The sequence below is a fragment of the Sphaerospermopsis sp. FACHB-1094 genome (assembly GCF_014696195.1).
In the GTDB taxonomy this organism is placed as follows: domain Bacteria; phylum Cyanobacteriota; class Cyanobacteriia; order Cyanobacteriales; family Nostocaceae; genus Sphaerospermopsis; species Sphaerospermopsis kisseleviana.
In genome coordinates this window covers 1-19,034 of record NZ_JACJPT010000030.1, presented here as the reverse complement: position 1 = coordinate 19,034, position 19,034 = coordinate 1, and the positions used below count along the sequence as shown (strand labels likewise).

Genomic DNA, 19,034 nt, shown 5'->3' with positions numbered 1-19,034 from the left:
ATCTAAAATTCCCTGACCAAGCCCAGGGATAATCAGGACAAATAACTATGGCGACAACTAGACTCAAAACTGTATATCAAGAGACAATTGTCCCCAAACTAACCCAACAGTTTCAGTACACTAACGTACATCAAGTACCTAAAGTGGTGAAAATCACTGTTAACCGGGGTTTGGGTGAAGCTGCTCAAAATGCTAAAGCATTAGAAGCATCTTTAAACGAAATTGCCCTGATTACTGGTCAAAAACCAGTAGTGACAAGAGCAAAAAAGGCGATTGCTGGCTTCAAAATTCGTCAAGGTATGCCTGTTGGCATCATGGTGACTCTCAGAGGCGAACGGATGTATGCCTTTCTCGACCGTCTGATCAGCCTCGCATTACCTAGAATCCGCGACTTTCGTGGTGTTAGCCCCAAAAGCTTTGATGGGCGAGGTAACTATACTCTAGGTGTACGAGAACAGCTAATTTTTCCAGAAGTCGAGTACGACAGCATCGATCAAATCCGTGGTTTAGATATCTCTATCATTACCACAGCGAAAAACGACGAAGAGGGTCGTGCCTTACTTAAAGAAATGGGAATGCCCTTTCGCGATCAATAAGTTCATCTAAAGAGGGAACGATGGCGGCTAACGACACAATTGCAGATATGCTGACGCGCATCCGCAATGCTAACCTGGCAAGGCATCAAACAACACAAGTGCCAGCGACAAAAATGACTCGTAGTATTGCCAAGGTACTACAACAAGAAGGCTTTATTTCTGAAGTTTCAGAAGCCGGAGAAGGGGTCAAGCGTAACTTAGTAATTTCCCTGAAATACAAAGGTAAAAATCGCCAACCCTTAATTACAGCACTGAAGCGTGTAAGTAAACCTGGTTTGCGGGTTTACTCCAACAGAAAAGAATTACCAAGAGTGCTAGGTGGCATCGGTATTGCCATTATTTCTACATCCAGTGGGATTATGACCGACCGTGAAGCGCGTCGTCAGAACTTGGGTGGTGAAGTGCTTTGCTACGTTTGGTAATCAAGAAGATCAGGAGTATGGCTAACGCCACGCTTCGCTATCAGGAGTTCAGGAGTTCAGAATTTTTTCAGGGTTATTAACCACGACTCATTCTCGTACTCACAACTCATAACTGACAAAGGACAAAATTAAGTCATGTCTCGTATTGGTAAACGTCCAATTACTGTTCCCGCCAAAGTACAAGTGGCGATAGATGGCACAAAGGTAGTGGTAAAAGGTCCAAAGGGAGAACTTTCCCGTGATCTACCCGCCAATGTCATAGTTTCTCAGGAAGGCGAAACTTTGTTGGTAACTCGTCGGGATGAAACCCGTACTTCCAGACAAATGCACGGTCTAAGCCGTACCCTGGTTGCCAACATGGTTGAAGGAGTATCCCAAGGTTTTCAACGGCGCTTGGAAATTCAAGGGGTTGGTTATCGCGCCCAAGTTCAAGGCCGTAACCTTGTATTGAATATCGGTTATAGCCATCAGGTACAAATTGAACCACCAGACGGAATTCAGTTTGCTGTAGAAAATAACACCAATGTCATCGTCAGTGGCTATGACAAAGAAGTGGTAGGTAACACAGCAGCTAAAATTCGTGCTGTCCGTCCACCTGAACCCTACAAAGGTAAAGGTATTCGCTACGCCGGTGAAGTGGTCAGACGCAAAGCTGGTAAGACTGGTGGTAAAGGTAAGAAGTAAATATGAAACTCACTCGCAGAGAATCAAAACAGCGTCGTCATCGGCGCGTGCGTGGTAAAGTTAGCGGTTCCCAAGAACGCCCACGGTTAGCTGTATTCCGGTCTAATGAGCATATTTATGCTCAAGTCATTGATGATACACAACATCAAACCATTGTCGCAGCATCAACTGTAGAACCAGAGTTGAAATCTAACTTAGCTTCTGGTGCTAACTGTGATGCCTCAGCGCAAGTTGGTAAGTTGATAGCAGTGCGTTCCTTAGAAAAAGGTATTACCAAAGTCGTTTTTGATCGCGGTGGTAACCTCTATCATGGTCGCATCAAAGCACTAGCTGAAGCAGCACGCGAAGCAGGTTTAGATTTCTAAAGTCATCTGTCAGGGAACAGGGAACAGGTAACAGTAATAACTGAAAACTGAAAACTGGCAACTGGCAATTGACTAATGACCAATGACAGCTAACGTTGAGAGAGCATGAATTATGGCAACGGGTCGTCGTAAAGCAAGTAAAGCAAAAAAAGAAGAAACCAACTGGCAAGAACGGGTAATTCAAATCCGTCGTGTTAGTAAAGTGGTTAAAGGTGGTAAAAAACTTAGCTTCCGGGCAATTGTCATCGTTGGTAACGAACGCGGGCAAGTTGGTGTAGGAGTGGGTAAAGCTTCTGATGTGATCGGGGCAGTTAAAAAAGGTGTGGCAGATGGCAAAAAACATCTGATTGAAATTCCTATCACCAAATCTAACTCTATTCCTCATCCTATTGATGGTATCGGCGGTGGTGCTAAAGTTATCATGCGTCCAGCCGCACCCGGTACAGGTGTAATCGCCGGGGGTGCAGTACGGACTGTATTAGAGTTGGCAGGAGTACGTAATGTTCTCGCTAAACAATTAGGCTCTAGTAATCCTCTGAATAATGCTAGAGCCGCTGTTAATGCTCTATCTACACTGCGGACATTCGCGGAAGTCGCTGAAGATAGGGGTATTGCTGTAGAGAATCTCTATATTTAGTAACGCTTTGAGATTGGATTTTTCATATAAAATCCATAAGCACAACGAGATTATCAATCCCAAATCTAAAATCCCAAATCAAAATGAGACTCAACGATGTTAAGCCCCAAAAAGGCTCAAAAAAACGCCGTAAGCGTGTAGGTAGAGGTATTTCTGCCGGTCAAGGTGCTAGTGCAGGTCTAGGTATGCGGGGTCAAAAATCTCGCTCCGGTAGTAGCACTAGACCAGGTTTTGAAGGTGGTCAACAGCCGTTGTACCGTCGGATACCTAAACTCAAGGGGTTTCCCGTCGTTAATCGTAAAGTTTACACTACGATAAATGTAGAGAAGTTGGCCTCCCTACCTGCTAATTCAGAAGTAACTTTGGCTTCTTTGAAGGAAGCTGGGATTCTTACATCTGTTAAAGGACCCTTGAAAATCTTGGGTAATGGGGAATTGGGCATTCCGCTCAAGGTGCAAGCGGCAGCTTTCACAGGCCAAGCTCGTAGCAAAATTGAGGCAGCTGGCGGAAGTTGTGAAGTCTTAGACTGAGCCAGGAAACAGCACTCCCAGCTAGTCAACTCGCTTCCAGCGCCTGGTTAACTATAAAGGTAGCACTCTATGATCAGTCGAGACAAAGCCCCAACGGCTCAAGAAACTTTTATGCAGATGGCGCAAGCAGCTGGACTGAGAGGAAGGCTGCTGGTCACAGTCGGTATTTTAATTTTGGTTCGCCTGGGCATCTTTTTACCAGTTCCAGGAATTAATCGGGAGAGATTTGCAGAAGCTATATCCGGCAATAATTCCATTTTCGGTTTATTGGATATATTTTCGGGACGGGGACTCTCTACACTGGGGGTATTTGCTCTGGGGATTTTGCCCTTTATCAATGCGTCTATTATCATCCAATTGCTGACTGCCGCCATACCTTCTTTAGAAAACTTACAGAAAAATGAAGGGGAGGCAGGACGGCGGAAAATATCGCAAATTACCCGCTATGTGACTGTTGGTTGGGCAGTTGTTCAAAGTACGGCTTTTTCAGCATTGTTCTTACAACAATTTGCCGTTAATCCTGGACCAGTTTTTGTGGCAGAAACGGCGATCGCTCTCACTGCTGGTTCAATGTTTGTCATGTGGGCATCGGAACTGATCACAGAAAGAGGTATTGGCAATGGTGCATCTTTGTTGATTTTTGTCAACATTGTTGCTTCTTTACCTAAATCTTTAGGCGATACCATTGACTTGGTACAAGTTGGCGGCCGGGAAATAGTCGGTCGTGTGATTGTCCTCGTACTGGTTTTTATAGCTACCATTATCGGTATTGTGTTCGTGCAGGAAGGAATGCGGCGCATTCCCATTATTTCTGCACGTCGTCAGGTAGGTCGGCGAGTTTTGGCAGAACAGAGGAGTTTTCTACCTCTGCGCCTCAACCAAGGTGGTGTGATGCCAATTATTTTTGCCGCTGCTATTCTCAGTTTGCCACTGCTAATAGCCAATTTCACTAAAAATGCTGAATTGGCAAATATCGTTAATACTTATCTAAGTCCCAGTGGTTCTGGTTCTTGGGTTTACGCTTTGGTGTACATGGTTTCCATTATCTTCTTTAGCTACTTCTATTCTTCGTTGATTCTCAACCCTGTAGATGTGGCGCAAAACTTGAAGAAAATGGGTTCTAGTATTCCCGGTATTCGTCCCGGTAAGGCTACCAGTGAGTATATTGAGCGTGTCAGTAACAGATTGACTTTTTTAGGCGCACTCTTTTTGGGCTTAGTGGCTATTATTCCCACGGCTGTAGAAAGCACTTTAAACGTGCCAACTTTTAGAGGGTTGGGTGCTACCTCTTTATTAATTTTAGTGGGCGTGGCAATTGATACGGCAAGGCAAATTCAGACCTACGTTATCTCTCAACGCTATGAAGGAATGGTGAAACAATAGTGACGCGATTAATCTTCTTGGGACCACCGGGTGCGGGTAAAGGAACTCAGGCTAAAGCCTTGGCTGATTTTTTAAATATTCCTCATATTTCCACTGGGGACATTTTACGCCAAGCCATTACAGACCAAACAGATTTGGGGAAAAAAGCCCAAGAATACATGGATAAGGGTGATTTAGTTCCTGACAAACTTGTAGAAGATATGGTTGAGGAACGACTCCAAAAACCAGATGCAGAACATGGTTGGATTCTTGATGGCTTTCCTCGCACAGTTGCCCAAGCAATTTTCTTGGGAGAACTGTTGGCAAAAATGGAGAAGGACGAGGAAAAGGTGGTTAACCTGGATGCACCCGATGACATTGTTATAGATCGGTTGTTGGGACGAGGACGTAAAGATGATGCTGAAGATGTAATTCGTCATCGTCTGGATGTTTATCGCCGAGATACTGCACCACTCATTAAATATTATGGCGATCGCCATAAACTTTTAACTGTTAACGGTAATCAGTCCCAAGAAGAAGTTACCGCCGAATTAAAAAAGGTCATAGCTGTTTAGGGGATGAACAGGGGAAATAGAGGAGCAAATATCCCAATCCTCAATCCCCAGTCCCCAATTCCTTTTAGCTAAGATATATTAATAAACTGTTGATATATTTCGCAATTTGTGTATTCTTACCGATTGCATTTGTGGCAACGGAACAGAAAATTGTCGAGTTGAGGAAAAAATTTGTCTAAACAAGATTTGATTGAAATGGAAGGGACTGTCACCGAATCATTGCCCAATGCAATGTTTCGTGTGGACTTGGACAATGGTTTTAATGTTCTAGCACACATTTCCGGTAAAATTCGCCGTAATTACATCAAAATTTTACCTGGTGATCGGGTCAAGGTGGAGTTAACTCCCTACGACCTGACAAAAGGCCGAATCACCTATCGACTACGGAAGAAATAAAACTATGTAGAGAATCTTACCATAAATCAGCCAATTTGGGATTTACCCATTTGCTTAACTGAAATAATTTCCCTAGAAATGCTATAATTTACTATTTGGAGTCAATTAGAACAGGCATGAAAGTCAGAGCCTCAGTCAAAAAAATCTGTGAAAAATGCAACGTGATCAAGCGCCGTGGTCGCGTTATGGTGATTTGTGAAAACCCCAAACACAAGCAACGTCAAGGATAAAACTCTGATTACCAGAGCTTTGGTGCAGCAAAAAATCACCATCAAAAACCAAGAATGTGATTAATTATCACGATCTGCTAAATGCGAGCAAGAACAAAAGAGGGAGACATTCATTGTGGCAAGGATTTCGGGAGTAGACCTACCCCGCGATAAGCGCGTAGAGATTGGTCTAACTTACATTTATGGAATTGGGTTAACAAGGTCGCAAGAAATCCTAGCGGCTACTGGTGTGAACCCAGACACCCGCGTTAAAGACCTGAGTGATGCTGATGTAGCGGCTTTGAGAGCCGAAATAGAAAGTAATTATCAGGTAGAAGGTGACTTACGCCGTTTGGAGGCGATGAGCATCAAGCGTCTAGTGGATATTGGCTGTTATCGTGGCCGTCGTCATCGCATGGGCTTACCCGTCAGAGGACAAAGAACCCGCACCAACGCCAGAACCCGACGCGGCAGAAGACAAACAGTGGCTGGTAAGAAGAAAGCCCCTGGTAAATAAATAAACTTTCTAGGCTTGCTCATGACAGCAAGTTTTACCTTAAATTCACCAAACAAATATGGCAAGACAACCAACTAAAAAAACCGGGAGCAAAAAGCAGAAACGGAACGTACCTAACGGCATTGCCTACATTCAGTCTACTTTCAACAATAGCATTGTCACCATTACCGATCAAAATGGAGATGTCATCTCCTGGGCAAGTGCTGGTTCAAGTGGATTTAAAGGGGCAAAAAAAGGAACTCCCTTCGCAGCACAAACCGCCGCTGAAAGTGCAGGCCGTCGCGCTATGGACCAAGGAATGCGTCAAATTGAGGTGATGGTAAGTGGACCTGGAGCCGGTCGAGAAACTGCGATCCGGGCGTTGCAAGGAGCAGGATTAGAAATTACCCTAATCCGTGATATTACCCCTATTCCTCACAATGGCTGCCGTCCACCTAAGCGCCGTCGAGTTTAAACACTGTCAGAATTCAGGAGTCAGTAGAGACGTTCCACCGGAACGTCTGTACAGGAGTCAGAAAGTTTGAGAAATCCGTAGATGATCAAATAGTAATTTTTGGCGTAACTGTTAAGAAGCTGACCGCTGATAGCTGAATGCTTACTAAGCATTAACTGTTAAACACGCTCAGGCAGAAAGTTCATGCTCAGGGAAATCACCGCCAAGGCAATCTGGGAAATATAAAGTAAACTTCAGAAGCAATTGGTGATTAAAAAGCATATCAGCCCTCCCAATGGGAAGGCTGCTCAACTTTCAAAAAAACAGAAAAACAGAATATTAACATGCCTGCGGATTGAATTGGCAAACCAAACTATCACTAATTTTATATGTTGGCAGTTTGATCCACCACAGTCATAGATCAGAGCATAAAGTGAATTTGATAGGCAAATTAATTGCCTGATAGCAGCACCTTGAAAGGGAGGCTACTCCGTGGCGCAGTTCCAAATTGAATGTGTAGAGTCTAATACAGAGGAAAGTCGCAGCCATTACAGTAAATTTGTCCTCGAACCCTTAGAACGTGGTCAAGGGACAACTGTAGGTAACGCATTGCGGCGGGTTTTGTTGTCCAATTTAGAAGGGACGGCAGTTACAGCAGTAAGGATAGCTGGGGTTAGTCATGAGTTTGCCACAGTTCCTGGTGTCAGGGAAGATGTGCTGGAAATTCTCATGCGCATGAAGGAAGTGATCCTCAAAAGCTATTCTTCTCAACCCCAGATCGGTCGGTTATTGGTTAATGGTCCTGCAACAGTCACTGCGGCACATTTTGATTTGCCTAGTGAAGTAGATGTGATTGATCCTACCCAGTATGTAGCTACTTTGGCTGAAGGTGGCAAACTGGAAATGGAATTTCGCATTGAAAGAGGTAAAGGTTATCGTACTGTAGAACGGGGTAGAGAAGAAGCCACTTCCCTGGACTTTTTGCAAATTGACTCGGTATTTATGCCGGTGCGAAAAGTAAATTATAGCGTTGAAGAAGCCCGTGGTGATGGTACTCTTAAAGATCGACTGTTATTAGAAGTTTGGACTAATGGCAGCGTTTCACCTCAAGAAGCACTATCTTCAGCGGCGGGAATTTTGGTAGATTTATTTAACCCGTTAAAAGATATCTCCTTAGAACCTACAGATATGGGTTCAGATATCCCAGACGATCCAACTGCTCAAATTCCCATTGAAGAATTGCAGTTGTCTGTCCGTGCTTATAACTGTCTCAAACGAGCGCAAGTTAATTCCGTGGCAGATTTGCTGGATTATACCCAAGAAGACCTCTTGGAAATCAAAAACTTTGGTCAAAAGTCGGCGGAAGAAGTAGTGGAAGCTTTACAGCGTCGTTTAGGCATTACTTTACCGCAGGAAAGAGGTTCTAAACCAAACTAATTTTATTTTGTAATAATTTCAAGTGCATTATTATGCGTCACCGTTGTAAAGTCAAAAAACTTGGTAAACCCACAGACCAGCGTCGTGCTTTATTGCGATCGCTCACCACTGAGCTTATCCGTCATGGTCGTATTACCACAACTTTAATCCGTGCTAAAGTATTGCGGAGTGAAGCGGAAAAGATGATCACCCTAGCTAAAGATGGTTCTTTGGCAGCACGTCGGGAAGCTTTGGGTTATATCTACGATAAATCCCTAGTTCATGCTTTGTTTGAGCAAGCACCTACTCGGTATGCTAACCGTCAAGGTGGTTATACTCGCATTCTGCACACCGTACCCCGTCGCGGTGATAATGCAGAAATGGCGATTATTGAATTAGTTTAAAGTCAAAGGGAACAGGGAATAGGGAATAGGGAACAGGGAATAGGGAAGATATAAACATTATAGAGCTATTGCCTTTTGCCTTTTGCCTCTTGCCTTTTACCAAACCCAGTATGTTAGAAAGCCGCCAGCCAACACCAACTTATCGAGTAGCCTTGGTCATTCAGTATCTAGGTACTAATTTTCACGGCTGGCAACGGCAAAAGGCGCAGCGAACAGTCCAAGAAGAGATAGAAACAGCTATAGCTACTGTTCTGGGGTATCACGTGACACTTCACGGCGCAGGGCGAACTGATGCCGGAGTTCATGCAGCTGCTCAAGTCGCGCATTTTGATGCTACAGGTTATATACCCGCACACAAGTGGGCAACAGTTTTGAACAGTTACCTACCTCCAGATATATTAATCAGGGCTTCGGCGGGTGTAGATGACCGTTGGCACGCTCGCTTTAATGCAGTGTATCGTCGGTACAGATACACAATCTATACTGAAGCTCTACCAAACTTGTTTGTGAACTCCTTCAGTTGGCATTATTATTATGCTCCCTTGGACGAAAATTTAATTCAAGCTGCCCTGAAACCTCTGCTGGGAAAACATCATTTAGCGGCTTTTCATCGTGCAGGATCAGCGCGATCGCATTCCTGGGTGGAAGTACAAGCAGCAGAATGTTATCGAAAAGGTTCATTGCTGCATATTGAAATTCAGGCAAATGGTTTTTTATACGGTATGGTGCGGTTATTAGTAGGGATGCTGGTAGAAGTTGGTTCTGGAGTGCGATCGCTCGAAGATTTCACCAACATCTGGCAAACAGAAAACCGGGAAAAAGTGAAATACGCCGCACCACCTCAAGGCTTATGCTTGTTAAGGGTAGGATATCCTGATTTTCCCTTTCCCCAGGAAATTTGGTACGACACCCAACCATATTTAGTGTTTGGTCAGGATAAATAAGTGACAGGTGACAGGTGACAGGTGACAGTGAAGGATCAAAACTAACCACTAATTACTGAAAGCTGATTACTGAAAGCTGATTACTGACCACTCAAAACCGACAAAGGAAAAATAACAATGAGTAGTAAAACTTACCTTCCTCCTCAAGAAAAACTTGAGCGCGAGTGGTATGTAGTAGATGCCACCGATAAACGCCTGGGTAGACTAGCAAGCGAAATTGCTATGGTTCTCAGAGGCAAAAGAAAAGCTGAATATACACCCCACTTAGACACTGGTGATTTCGTAGTTGTGATCAACGCCGAAAAAGTAGCAGTTACCGGTAAAAAACGCACTCAAAAAGTTTACCGTCGTCATTCTGGCCGTCCTGGTGGAATGAAAACAGAAACCTTTGCTAAATTACAACAACGTTTACCAGAACGGATTGTAGAACACGCTGTGAAAGGGATGTTACCTAAAAACAGCTTGGGTAAACAATTATTCACAAAGTTGAAAGTTTACGCTGGTCCTACCCATCCCCACGCAGCACAAAAACCCAAAGAACTAATTGTTAACACAATTCCTGGAGAAAATTAATAATGGCAACAGTAGCAGAAGCTAATAGCGGTCGCGCTGTGTACTGGGGTACTGGCCGCCGTAAGTCCGCAGTCGCACAAGTACGTTTAGTTCCCGGTGAAGGTAAATTTACCGTTAACGGCAAAGATGGAGAATTATACTTCCAATTCAATGCCAACTACTTAGGAGCGATCAAAGCACCCTTAGAAACCTTGGGACTAGAAAGCGAATATGACATTTTAGTAAAAGCTGAAGGCGGTGGTTTAACCGGTCAAGCTGACTCTATTCGCTTGGGTGTAGCTCGTGCGTTGTGTCAATTAGATCCTGATAACCGTTCACCTTTGAAAATCGAAGGTTATTTAACTCGTGATCCACGAGCTAAAGAACGGAAAAAATACGGTTTACACAAAGCTCGCAAAGCTCCTCAATACTCCAAACGATAAAGCTGGAGACAGGAGGCAGAAGGCAGGAGGCAGGAGGTATACCAAATTTTACCCAGTCCCCAGTCCTCAGTCCCCAGTCGCTAATCCTAGTTATAATTTTGATAGAGAAACACCACAAAAGGAAAAATGGCTAAACCTGATATTCATCCCCAGTGGTATCCAGAGGCTAAGGTCTACTGTAACGGTCAAGTTGTGATGACTGTTGGTTCTACAAAACCGGAATTGCACGTAGATGTTTGGTCTGGAAACCATCCCTATTACACTGGTACTCAGAAAATTATTGACGCTGAGGGTCGTGTGGAACGCTTCCTCCGCAAATATGGTATGTCTGGCGAACAAGGCAGTAAAAAGAAAAAGTAGCTGGTTGGCTATAGCTTGTGCTGGCATGATGCCCGCACCACAAGGACCCTGCATGGTTGTGGGGTCACTTGTCATTTTATGCTTGAGCCAACTTGTTATTTTTTAGGAGCTTGTGTAGTCGTTATGGCAGAATCATATTTACTGGAGAAACTAAAATCTGTTGAACAAACTTTTCATGAATTAACTCGCCGTTTGGCAGACCCAGATACGGCGAAAAATCCTGATGAGTATCAAAAAATTGCTAAGTCTCGTTCTTCTTTAGAAGAGGTTGTTAATACTTACGAAACTTGGAAAACTGCCCAGGAAGAATTAATTGGGGCGCGTCAAATTCTTAAAGAGTCTAATGGGGATCCAGAGTTGCAAGAAATGGCAGCTTTGGAGGTGAAGGAATTAGAAGATAAGATAGAACATCTGGAAGACAGGTTGAAGATATTGCTGCTACCTCGTGATCCGAATGATGATAAAAACATCATGTTGGAAATTCGCGCTGGGACTGGTGGTGATGAAGCGAGTATTTGGGCGGGTGATCTGCTGAGAATGTATTCTCGCTATGCTGATACTCAAGGTTGGAGAGTGAAGCTAGTCAGCGAGTCTCTGGGTGAGATGGGCGGTTTTAAGGAAGTAATTCTGGAAATTCAAGGTGATAGTGTTTACAGTAAGCTGAAGTTTGAAGCTGGTGTTCATCGTGTGCAGCGTGTTCCAGCAACGGAGGCGGGGGGTAGGGTGCATACTTCTACCGCTACTGTGGCTATTATGCCAGAAGTGGATGATGTAGAGGTGCATATTGATCCGAAAGATATTGAAATGACTACTGCGCGTTCTGGTGGTGCGGGTGGACAAAACGTGAACAAGGTGGAAACGGCGGTTGACTTGATGCACAAACCGACTGGTATCCGCATTTTCTGTACTGAAGAACGGAGTCAGTTACAGAACAAGGAACGGGCGATGCAAATTTTGCGGGCGAAACTCTATGAAATGAAGTTGCGGGAACAACAGGAAGCTGTAACTTCGATGAGGCGATCGCAAGTTGGTACTGGTTCTCGTTCAGAAAAAATCCGCACTTACAATTATAAAGATAGTCGGGTGACTGATCATCGTTTGGGACAGAATTTCACTTTGAATCCTGTTTTAGAAGGTGATATTGAAACCTTGATTCAATCTTGTATTTCTCAAGATCAACAGGAACGTTTAGCAGAATTAGCTGCTGCTAATAATTAATTTTTAGCTTTAAATATTTGCTAAAACCGCTTATTTTGTTGTTGTTTTTTACAGGAATAGGCGGTTTTTTTTATGATTAAGATAATCTAGTTTATTTTGAGTACGGTGTATGGCGTTCTTATAGCAAAAGTAGTGAGGATAAGTAATGAGTCAGCAAGAATCTAATTATATTCCGTTCACCTCTAACCAAGAGTTAGCTAACCCGATGGATTTATTGCTGAATAAAGAATGGTTGAGAAAAAGCATTCGAGGTGAGGAAGAAGTAAGTGGTAATATTGGTGCTGGTTTAGATTGGGGTTCTAGTTTTGAACAACTGTTGCTGAATCCTGAATTGTTTTTTTGATAATTTACACTACTACAAGTTTATTTAAAATCATACTGCTTGACTTATGGTAACACATAAGTTACTATAGCAGTATGTCTATTATAAGAGTTCAAGAATATCTTAAAGAAGATGGTTCAAGTCCTTACCAAGAATGGTTTGATAGCTTGGATGCTCAAGCAGCTGCGAAGGTAACAGTTGCTAAGTCTCGTTTGGAATTAGGCAATACATCAAAAGTTAAATGGTTTGATGGAATTGGTGAATATAAGATTGATTGGGGTCCTGGATATCGGATTTATCTAGCTCAAGATGGTAAACAGCTTATAGTTTTATTTGGTGGGGGAACAAAGAAAAATCAGCAATCTGATATTAATCGTGCTAAAGAATTATACCAAGAGTACAAAAGACGAAAAAAAGAAATTAGCAAAGAGCAAGCAACTGACAACGATAATAGAGAGAAGAGGTAGTTATTATGGCACTAACTAGAGACTTTAAAGAAACCGTTAATGCACGAGTGCAAAGAGATTCTGAGTTTGCGATCGCTTTACTTGATGAAGCTATTTCTCTTTTCCTGAATGGTGAACCAGAAACAGCAAGATTGATTTTGAGAGATATTGTCAATGCAACGGTAGGTTTTGAACAATTGGCAATTGAAACTTCTAAACCGAGTAAGAGTTTACATCGGATGTTATCAGCAAAAGGTAATCCAACGATGGATAATTTGACTGCTATTTTCAAAGTTTTGCGGAAAAAACTGAATGTTGATATTCAAGTGAAGACGACGGTTATTTCCTGATAAGAAGTTTGTTATCAGCATTGTATTCAAAAATTGAGATTCTATGAATTTACTATTAGTGTTGAACTACAGTTATGAATTGAGAATTGGATTTCCCCATACTTTAATAATTCCATTCTGATAACCAGTAACAATTCTTTTTCCATCTGGAGTAATTGCTAAACAATAAATCAAATTATGTTCTGTGGTATACTCTTGGATGTAATGAATGCGTTCACCATTGTTTAAATCCCAGATTTCAATGAATGATTTATTATCTAATTCAGGGGTGTTATGATTTCTCAATCCACATGATACAAGTCTTTGTCCATCTGGAGTAATTGCGAGATCAATATTTCTGTCAGCATAACTATTTAAAACTAGCATTATTTCTTGAGACTTTGTTGTTAAATCCCACACTATAATTTTTTTATCATAGCTACTGATGAGTTTACCTCCATCTGGTGTAATAGCTAAAGCATAAACCCATCCTAAATCTCCTCCTACAATATTCTGTAATTTGCCAGTGTATATATCATAGACTTCGATTTTCTTTCTGGCCACTATTACTCTTTGTGAATCAGGAGTTATAGTAATACATTTATGCCAATAAAAAGGATGATCATTATCAACCGAACGAGGTTTTATTACATTAATTATTTGTTTATTTTTCAAACACCATATTTTTAGAGTCTGTGAAAACTCACCACTAATCAAGTATTGTCCATCTGGTGTAACTGCTACCAATACAACTCTATGTGAAAAATCATAGGTATTAATTAAACAACCTGTATTAAGATCCCAAAACGTAATAGTATCATCCCAACCTGCACTAATAATTTCTTGTCCATCTGGAGTAATAGCAATACATTCAACATCATCTGTATGATTTGTTAATACATTAATTATGTTATATGTACTTAAATTAAAGATTCTGATTGTGTTGTCCCAACTAGCACTAATAAGTTTCTGTCCATCAGAAGTAATAACTAAAGAACTTACCCAATCTGAATGATACTCAAGAATTTGCAGAGATTCAAAATCTTTATAGGGATTTTCGTCAGCTTGCAAAACAATTACATCAGCATAAACTGATAATTTTGCAGATGCTTCATTGAAAAAGAACATACTCAAAGATTTAAATAACTTAGCTAAAATTCTTTTCGACTTTTTAACTATCCATCCTTCTAAAAAATCACTAATTTCTCTAAAAAATATTAATATAATTTCCCTAATATTTGCTATTTTATCATTTGATTCTGTATTGGATGTTGGAGAGTCGTAATCTGTAGAATCTACGTCTATTGCTTCTAGTCCAGGTGATTCTATATTAGGATTTAATACATCACTTATAAGTTCTTCATAAGAAATTAATTTAAATAATATTAAATTTATAATACCTAGAAATAGGAAAAAGTCTCTTTTTTTACGACTATATTTAAATACCGATTTTGAGTAAACGATTACTTTACTATCAAGAGTAACTTCATTATTTTCTGCAATTATAATAAAATTACCATTCTGGTCAATTTTACCCCCTGTTGTTTGCCAATAGACTTCTCCAGGATCAATTTCTTGACCAAATTGGTCTATTCCGTTAACAATAAATAATCTTTCTTCACCAGGGTTTAGATACACAAAAGCGGGAGTAATTTCTAAACGTCTTAAAACAGGTAAAATAGTTACTTTAGCATTAACACTTATATTATCTATGGTAGCACTTACGGTAATTTCTACCTCTGTATTATAATCAACCTCCAGTAAACCACTATCATTAATGTTTCCACCTTTTGTACTTTTCCAAATAACATTTTCAGTATTTAAAAGTTCACCTGTTTGATCAAATGCAATGAGAGTAAATTGATATTCTTCTTCTGGTTTAAGTTCTATTTCTTGTGGAGAAATTGCTAAACCTTTTAAAACAACAGGTACATTCACTTCAGCAATAGCAGTTAAATTACCTACCTTAGCACTGACTTGACAGATACCTTTTTGATAGTCAAAAGTGGAAAAATTTCCATATTTATCAATTGAACCATCTGTTGTTGTCCATGTAATATTATTTACAGACATTTCTTCATAACGCTGATCATACCCTGTAACAGAAAAATAACAACTTTCATTTGGTAATAAAATGATAGATGATGGTGAAATTTCTATTCTTGTTAGTCGAGAAGGTTCACGAATTTCAACTTCTATAGATGTACTGATATTTCCTACGGATGCTTTAATTATTACTTTTTCTTCTTGTTTTCCTGCTGTGTATAAACCTTGTTTATCAATAATTCCTGAACTAGCATCCCAACTGACTTGACTTATTGTGATATCATTGCCATATTGATCTGTACCTTTGATTTTAAATAGTTGCGTTTCATGTGGATGTAAGTATGAACTCTTGGGAGTGATTTTCAAACTAATTAAAACAGGTAGAATAATTACTTTAGCATTAACACTTATATTCTCTAAAGTTGCAGTGATAGTGATTTCACTACTACTATAATCCCCTTGAAAAACTCCATTATTATTAATAATGCCACCTGTTGTTTTCCATCTTACCCCTTGAATATCTAAACTGTCATTTCTTTGATCGAAAGCATTTAGAGTAAATTGATATTCTTCCTCTGGTTCTAGTTCTATTTCTTGTGGAGAAATTTCTAAATGTTTTAAAACAACAGGTACATTCACTTCAGCAGTAGCAATTAAACTACCTACATTAGCACTGATTTCACAAATACCTTTTTGATAATCAAAAGTATAAAAATTTCCATATTCATTAATTAAACCGTCTGTTGTTTTCCATCTAATATTATTTACAGACATTTCTTCATCACGTTGATCATAACCTTTGATAGAAAAATAACAACTTTTCCCTGGTAATAAAATGATAGATGATGGTGAAATTTCTATTCTTGTTAGTCGAGAAGGTTCTCGAATTTCAACTTCTACAAATGTACTGATATCTCCTACGGATGCTTGAATTATTATTTTTTCTTCTTGATTTTCTGCTGTGTATAAACCTTGGTTATCAATTATTCCTTGACTTGCCTTCCAACTAACTTGACTTATTGTGATATCATTGCCATATTGATCTATACCTTTAACTACAAAATAAAAACTTTCTTTAACAAATAAATTAAAAGTTGAAGAAACCATAACTAATTGGCTGAGTTTAGGAGGCTCAATTATTTGGACATTTACAATATTCCGTATTGAACCAACAACAGCAATAAGCTCAAAATTTCCTGCAACATATCCAGCTTTAAAATATCCATCTTTATCTATTTCACCACCAGCAATTTCTGTCCAAGGTATAGTCTCGTTTGGCATTATATTACCGCGTTGATCTAAGATTTGACCTATAATTTTCTGCGATTGACCAAATTCTATGGTTAACCTAGTAGTATACAATATTAGTTGTGTAATTCTAGGCGGTTCTATAATTTTAATAGGCAAAGATACTTCAAAAATACCTACGCTGGACTTAATATTAAACTTACCTTCTCTTTCTCCTGCTGTAAATAAACCATCTTTAATTTTACCTCCTGTAGCTTTCCATTTTACCTGATTTATATCTATATCAATTTCTATTTTGTTTTGGTCTAATCCCTTAACAGTGAATAAATGAGACTCTCCAAAAAATATTTCTTGAGAAGAATGAATAATAATAATTTCACTTAGCCTTGGATAAGAAAGTCCTTTTAAGGTATGTAGTGGCTTTCCTGTTTTAAAGTTCCACAATCTTAACCAATTATTTCCGGCACTAGCTATAATGTTCCCATTAGAACTAGTTGTTACAGCACCAATAAAACCGGATTCTTCAAACATGGTTGAAATAATTTTCTTTTCATTTCGTGAATAAACTTTGATAGTTGTACCATGACAAAAGATAAATATATGATTATTGATTGGGTAATCATTGATTGGGTAATCATTTAAAGCATAAATTGGCAGTTCATATTTATCAGTTTTAATAAATTCTAAACTTTGTAGGGGTAATTTAGTAGAAGAGCTATCATCAACAATCCCAAATATTCCACGTCCTAGAAATGCTACGAAAATAAATAGTCCAGATGCTAATATATCTGCAATACTTCTTACTAGGATAGAGAGTAACTGATCGGAACTATAGTCAAAAAATGTACGTACTTTACCTGCTATTAAAATACAAAGTCCAATACTAACTATATCTATCACACCTTGTATGAAAAATGTACGCCGATTTAATTTATAAGAATTATCTTTGGAACTTGAAACTACTTGCCAAAATTTTATTTCTCCATTGCGACTAGCACTAATTAATTGTTGATTATCTGAAGTAATAATAATTCCTTGAATCCAACTATTATGTCCCTCTAAACTCCTGATTATTTTACCAGTCTCTAAATCAAATAAAACAATTTTATTATTTGTACACCCTCCAACTATAACTTTATTATCATGGCTGATTGCTAAACATAAAACAGATGACAAATTATCGTCTTCTTGAATGTTTTTCTTTAAAACACCTGATTGTAAATTCCAAGTTTTAATAGTTTTATCAGAACTACCACTAACAATAGTATTTCCATCCTTGCTAATACTAACAGCATTTACCCAGCTAGAATGACCATTTAATGTTTTAGTTAGCTTTCCATTTGTCAGATTCCATATTTTAATTGTCTGGTCTGCACTGCCACTAACAAGAGTATTGCCATCAGGACTAATAGCAACAGATAAAACCCAATGAGAATGTCCAAAGAGGCTATATAATATTTCACCAGTTTGTAAATCCCATACCCAGATTGTTTGCCAAGTTCCTCCAACAATAATTTTATTATCAGAACTGATAGCCAAACAAGTAATAGTATCTGTAGGATGAATTTTCCTACCTTCTTCTGTAGAACTTTTTAAATAAGGATTATATTCATGTAAAATCCAGTACGCTGATTGTTGTACTTTCTCTGATTTATCTTTTAGAGAATGTTCCATGAAACAGTCAAAGCCTTGTTGCCCACATTCCAATAATTCTGCTAAAGCAGCCAGTCTTTCTTGCTCATTTCCAATTGCTAAACGATGTTGAATTTGATTAAGTTTTGTGTTCATATATTTACAAATATTTATAATGACTCGGTAAAAGATTCTAAATCAATATTATTCTGTGTTTTCTAGAGTGCCAATAGTAATAAAATTATCTTTACAAATATACAAATAAAATTGTTTGTATCTGAGTGTTTAGAAAGTAGCTTGGTGAACATTAGTAATACCGAATATCAAAAATAGCCAAGTGGACAAAAAAGAAATAGCCAAAAGGTCAATGCCATCAAAAACAAAGCCCTGTTACCTTACCAACTAAGGCAACCAGCGTCATCGTCACTATGGCTACCAAAACACCAACCAAACCAAAGCGAAAACAGACACAAACTCGCTCCTGGGAAAACCTGACAGACCGCCGCAAACTCCGCCATATAGAAAACACACTCGATAAAGCCATTACTCAATCACTAGAAAACGGTTCTATTCAATTCCATGAAGACTTTAAAGCCTGTGTAGAAAATTACAGCCAAGCATCAGGCAAAGCACCCATCACCGTAGAACTATGCGTAGGAGGAGATGATGATGAAATTAGAGGCTATCGCTTCTACCTTACCAGTGGACACAGAACCAGTGGTAAATACCTGCTCAAAAACCTAGAAGGAATCATAGGCCAATACCTAAAAATTATCAACAACATTCGGGAGATGTTGCACCAGTAACACCAGATTTACGTCCTTTAACTACTATTGAAAGAAGTTATATCCCACATTCCGCACCCTGATCTGGCACATAGAGAAATTACGGAAATAAGAAAGGAAACTGAGCCTAAAAAATCACATATTAGCGAAAAAATACATTGTT

General features: G+C 39.6%; 24 protein-coding genes. 23 read left to right on the top strand and 1 reads right to left on the bottom strand.

What is annotated here, in order from left to right; translation table 11 throughout:
* The first annotated feature begins 47 nt into the window (after positions 1-47).
* The 22 genes from rplE to H6F47_RS11565 all read left to right on the top strand — a co-directional run bounded on the left by rplE (position 48) and on the right by H6F47_RS11565 (position 13,181).
* A complete protein-coding gene (rplE, locus tag H6F47_RS11670; protein WP_096570375.1) occupies positions 48-596 on the top strand; it encodes a 50S ribosomal protein L5 in 549 nt (182 codons plus the stop codon).
* Between the two features lie 20 nt (positions 597-616).
* Positions 617-1,018 carry a 30S ribosomal protein S8 gene (rpsH, locus tag H6F47_RS11665; protein ID WP_096570376.1) on the top strand — a complete coding sequence of 134 codons (402 nt, stop codon included), beginning with the start codon at positions 617-619 and terminating at the stop codon, positions 1,016-1,018.
* Between the two features lie 135 nt (positions 1,019-1,153).
* A complete protein-coding gene (rplF, locus tag H6F47_RS11660) occupies positions 1,154-1,702 on the top strand; it encodes a 50S ribosomal protein L6 (RefSeq protein WP_096570378.1) in 549 nt (182 codons plus the stop codon).
* A 2-nt stretch (positions 1,703-1,704) separates the two neighbouring features.
* Positions 1,705-2,067, top strand: coding sequence for a 50S ribosomal protein L18 (rplR, locus tag H6F47_RS11655; protein WP_096570380.1), 363 nt, complete (start codon positions 1,705-1,707; stop codon positions 2,065-2,067).
* Between the two features lie 112 nt (positions 2,068-2,179).
* Positions 2,180-2,704: a 30S ribosomal protein S5 gene (rpsE, locus tag H6F47_RS11650; RefSeq protein ID WP_096570382.1), complete on the top strand. Its 525-nt coding sequence runs from the start codon at positions 2,180-2,182 to the stop codon at positions 2,702-2,704.
* Between the two features lie 83 nt (positions 2,705-2,787).
* Positions 2,788-3,234 carry a 50S ribosomal protein L15 gene (gene rplO / locus H6F47_RS11645; protein ID WP_096570384.1) on the top strand — a complete coding sequence of 149 codons (447 nt, stop codon included), beginning with the start codon at positions 2,788-2,790 and terminating at the stop codon, positions 3,232-3,234.
* A gap of 69 nt (positions 3,235-3,303) precedes the next feature.
* Entirely contained in the window at positions 3,304-4,617 is a 1,314-nt protein-coding gene (gene secY, locus H6F47_RS11640) for a preprotein translocase subunit SecY (RefSeq protein WP_137665973.1), read from the top strand.
* Positions 4,617-5,171 carry an adenylate kinase gene (locus tag H6F47_RS11635; RefSeq protein WP_096570388.1) on the top strand — a complete coding sequence of 185 codons (555 nt, stop codon included), beginning with the start codon at positions 4,617-4,619 and terminating at the stop codon, positions 5,169-5,171. The genes secY and H6F47_RS11635 overlap by 1 nt, the downstream gene beginning before the upstream one ends.
* A gap of 171 nt (positions 5,172-5,342) precedes the next feature.
* A complete protein-coding gene (gene infA / locus H6F47_RS11630) occupies positions 5,343-5,567 on the top strand; it encodes a translation initiation factor IF-1 (protein WP_006276978.1) in 225 nt (74 codons plus the stop codon).
* Between the two features lie 116 nt (positions 5,568-5,683).
* Positions 5,684-5,797: a 50S ribosomal protein L36 gene (gene rpmJ, locus H6F47_RS11625; RefSeq protein ID WP_013191489.1), complete on the top strand. Its 114-nt coding sequence runs from the start codon at positions 5,684-5,686 to the stop codon at positions 5,795-5,797.
* A 115-nt stretch (positions 5,798-5,912) separates the two neighbouring features.
* The gene (rpsM, locus tag H6F47_RS11620; RefSeq protein WP_096570390.1) at positions 5,913-6,293 is read left to right on the top strand and encodes a 30S ribosomal protein S13; all 381 of its coding nucleotides are present in this window, start codon (positions 5,913-5,915) and stop codon (positions 6,291-6,293) included.
* A 58-nt stretch (positions 6,294-6,351) separates the two neighbouring features.
* Positions 6,352-6,747, top strand: coding sequence for a 30S ribosomal protein S11 (gene rpsK / locus H6F47_RS11615; protein ID WP_096570392.1), 396 nt, complete (start codon positions 6,352-6,354; stop codon positions 6,745-6,747).
* A 471-nt stretch (positions 6,748-7,218) separates the two neighbouring features.
* The gene (locus H6F47_RS11610) at positions 7,219-8,163 is read left to right on the top strand and encodes a DNA-directed RNA polymerase subunit alpha (RefSeq protein WP_096570394.1); all 945 of its coding nucleotides are present in this window, start codon (positions 7,219-7,221) and stop codon (positions 8,161-8,163) included.
* A 32-nt stretch (positions 8,164-8,195) separates the two neighbouring features.
* The gene (gene rplQ / locus H6F47_RS11605) at positions 8,196-8,546 is read left to right on the top strand and encodes a 50S ribosomal protein L17 (RefSeq protein ID WP_096570396.1); all 351 of its coding nucleotides are present in this window, start codon (positions 8,196-8,198) and stop codon (positions 8,544-8,546) included.
* A 110-nt stretch (positions 8,547-8,656) separates the two neighbouring features.
* Positions 8,657-9,490, top strand: a complete 834-nt coding sequence (gene truA, locus H6F47_RS11600; protein WP_137665971.1) for a tRNA pseudouridine(38-40) synthase TruA — start codon at positions 8,657-8,659, stop codon at positions 9,488-9,490.
* A gap of 117 nt (positions 9,491-9,607) precedes the next feature.
* Positions 9,608-10,063, top strand: coding sequence for a 50S ribosomal protein L13 (rplM, locus tag H6F47_RS11595; protein ID WP_096570400.1), 456 nt, complete (start codon positions 9,608-9,610; stop codon positions 10,061-10,063).
* A gap of 2 nt (positions 10,064-10,065) precedes the next feature.
* Positions 10,066-10,485 carry a 30S ribosomal protein S9 gene (rpsI, locus tag H6F47_RS11590; RefSeq protein WP_096570402.1) on the top strand — a complete coding sequence of 140 codons (420 nt, stop codon included), beginning with the start codon at positions 10,066-10,068 and terminating at the stop codon, positions 10,483-10,485.
* A gap of 126 nt (positions 10,486-10,611) precedes the next feature.
* Entirely contained in the window at positions 10,612-10,845 is a 234-nt protein-coding gene (gene rpmE, locus H6F47_RS11585) for a 50S ribosomal protein L31 (protein WP_096570404.1), read from the top strand.
* A 123-nt stretch (positions 10,846-10,968) separates the two neighbouring features.
* Positions 10,969-12,063, top strand: coding sequence for a peptide chain release factor 1 (prfA, locus tag H6F47_RS11580; RefSeq protein WP_096572769.1), 1,095 nt, complete (start codon positions 10,969-10,971; stop codon positions 12,061-12,063).
* A gap of 145 nt (positions 12,064-12,208) precedes the next feature.
* Positions 12,209-12,406, top strand: a complete 198-nt coding sequence (locus H6F47_RS11575; RefSeq protein ID WP_242027381.1) for a hypothetical protein — start codon at positions 12,209-12,211, stop codon at positions 12,404-12,406.
* Positions 12,407-12,480: 74 nt separating this feature from the next.
* Positions 12,481-12,852 (top strand): type II toxin-antitoxin system RelE/ParE family toxin, encoded by a 372-nt coding sequence (locus H6F47_RS11570; RefSeq protein WP_137665968.1) that lies wholly within the window; start codon positions 12,481-12,483, stop codon positions 12,850-12,852.
* Positions 12,853-12,857: 5 nt separating this feature from the next.
* Positions 12,858-13,181: a transcriptional regulator gene (locus H6F47_RS11565; protein WP_096570409.1), complete on the top strand. Its 324-nt coding sequence runs from the start codon at positions 12,858-12,860 to the stop codon at positions 13,179-13,181.
* Positions 13,182-13,253: 72 nt separating this feature from the next.
* On the opposite strand, the gene H6F47_RS11560 is transcribed toward H6F47_RS11565, so the two are convergent.
* Positions 13,254-18,242, bottom strand: coding sequence for a WD40 repeat domain-containing protein (locus H6F47_RS11560; RefSeq protein ID WP_190649267.1), 4,989 nt, complete (start codon positions 18,240-18,242; stop codon positions 13,254-13,256).
* A 272-nt stretch (positions 18,243-18,514) separates the two neighbouring features.
* Here H6F47_RS11560 and H6F47_RS28865 point away from each other — a divergent pair, with 272 nt between their 5' ends.
* A complete protein-coding gene (locus H6F47_RS28865; RefSeq protein WP_272109854.1) occupies positions 18,515-18,892 on the top strand; it encodes a hypothetical protein in 378 nt (125 codons plus the stop codon).
* Positions 18,893-19,034 lie beyond the last annotated feature (142 nt).

Bases quoted from the DNA above. Each gene is read 5' to 3' on its own strand.
- rplE (WP_096570375.1), top strand. From the start codon at position 48: ATGGCGACAACTAGACTCAAAACTGTATATCAAGAGACAATTGTCCCC.
- rpsH (WP_096570376.1), top strand. From the start codon at position 617: ATGGCGGCTAACGACACAATTGCAGATATGCTGACGCGCATCCGCAAT.
- rplF (WP_096570378.1), top strand. From the start codon at position 1,154: ATGTCTCGTATTGGTAAACGTCCAATTACTGTTCCCGCCAAAGTACAA.
- rplR (WP_096570380.1), top strand. From the start codon at position 1,705: ATGAAACTCACTCGCAGAGAATCAAAACAGCGTCGTCATCGGCGCGTG.
- rpsE (WP_096570382.1), top strand. From the start codon at position 2,180: ATGGCAACGGGTCGTCGTAAAGCAAGTAAAGCAAAAAAAGAAGAAACC.
- rplO (WP_096570384.1), top strand. From the start codon at position 2,788: ATGAGACTCAACGATGTTAAGCCCCAAAAAGGCTCAAAAAAACGCCGT.
- secY (WP_137665973.1), top strand. From the start codon at position 3,304: ATGATCAGTCGAGACAAAGCCCCAACGGCTCAAGAAACTTTTATGCAG.
- rpmJ (WP_013191489.1), top strand. From the start codon at position 5,684: ATGAAAGTCAGAGCCTCAGTCAAAAAAATCTGTGAAAAATGCAACGTG.
- rpsK (WP_096570392.1), top strand. From the start codon at position 6,352: ATGGCAAGACAACCAACTAAAAAAACCGGGAGCAAAAAGCAGAAACGG.
- rplQ (WP_096570396.1), top strand. From the start codon at position 8,196: ATGCGTCACCGTTGTAAAGTCAAAAAACTTGGTAAACCCACAGACCAG.
- truA (WP_137665971.1), top strand. From the start codon at position 8,657: ATGTTAGAAAGCCGCCAGCCAACACCAACTTATCGAGTAGCCTTGGTC.
- rplM (WP_096570400.1), top strand. From the start codon at position 9,608: ATGAGTAGTAAAACTTACCTTCCTCCTCAAGAAAAACTTGAGCGCGAG.
- rpsI (WP_096570402.1), top strand. From the start codon at position 10,066: ATGGCAACAGTAGCAGAAGCTAATAGCGGTCGCGCTGTGTACTGGGGT.
- rpmE (WP_096570404.1), top strand. From the start codon at position 10,612: ATGGCTAAACCTGATATTCATCCCCAGTGGTATCCAGAGGCTAAGGTC.
- prfA (WP_096572769.1), top strand. From the start codon at position 10,969: ATGGCAGAATCATATTTACTGGAGAAACTAAAATCTGTTGAACAAACT.
- H6F47_RS11575 (WP_242027381.1), top strand. From the start codon at position 12,209: ATGAGTCAGCAAGAATCTAATTATATTCCGTTCACCTCTAACCAAGAG.
- H6F47_RS11570 (WP_137665968.1), top strand. From the start codon at position 12,481: ATGTCTATTATAAGAGTTCAAGAATATCTTAAAGAAGATGGTTCAAGT.
- H6F47_RS11565 (WP_096570409.1), top strand. From the start codon at position 12,858: ATGGCACTAACTAGAGACTTTAAAGAAACCGTTAATGCACGAGTGCAA.
- H6F47_RS11560 (WP_190649267.1), bottom strand. From the start codon at position 18,242: ATGAACACAAAACTTAATCAAATTCAACATCGTTTAGCAATTGGAAAT.
- H6F47_RS28865 (WP_272109854.1), top strand. From the start codon at position 18,515: ATGGCTACCAAAACACCAACCAAACCAAAGCGAAAACAGACACAAACT.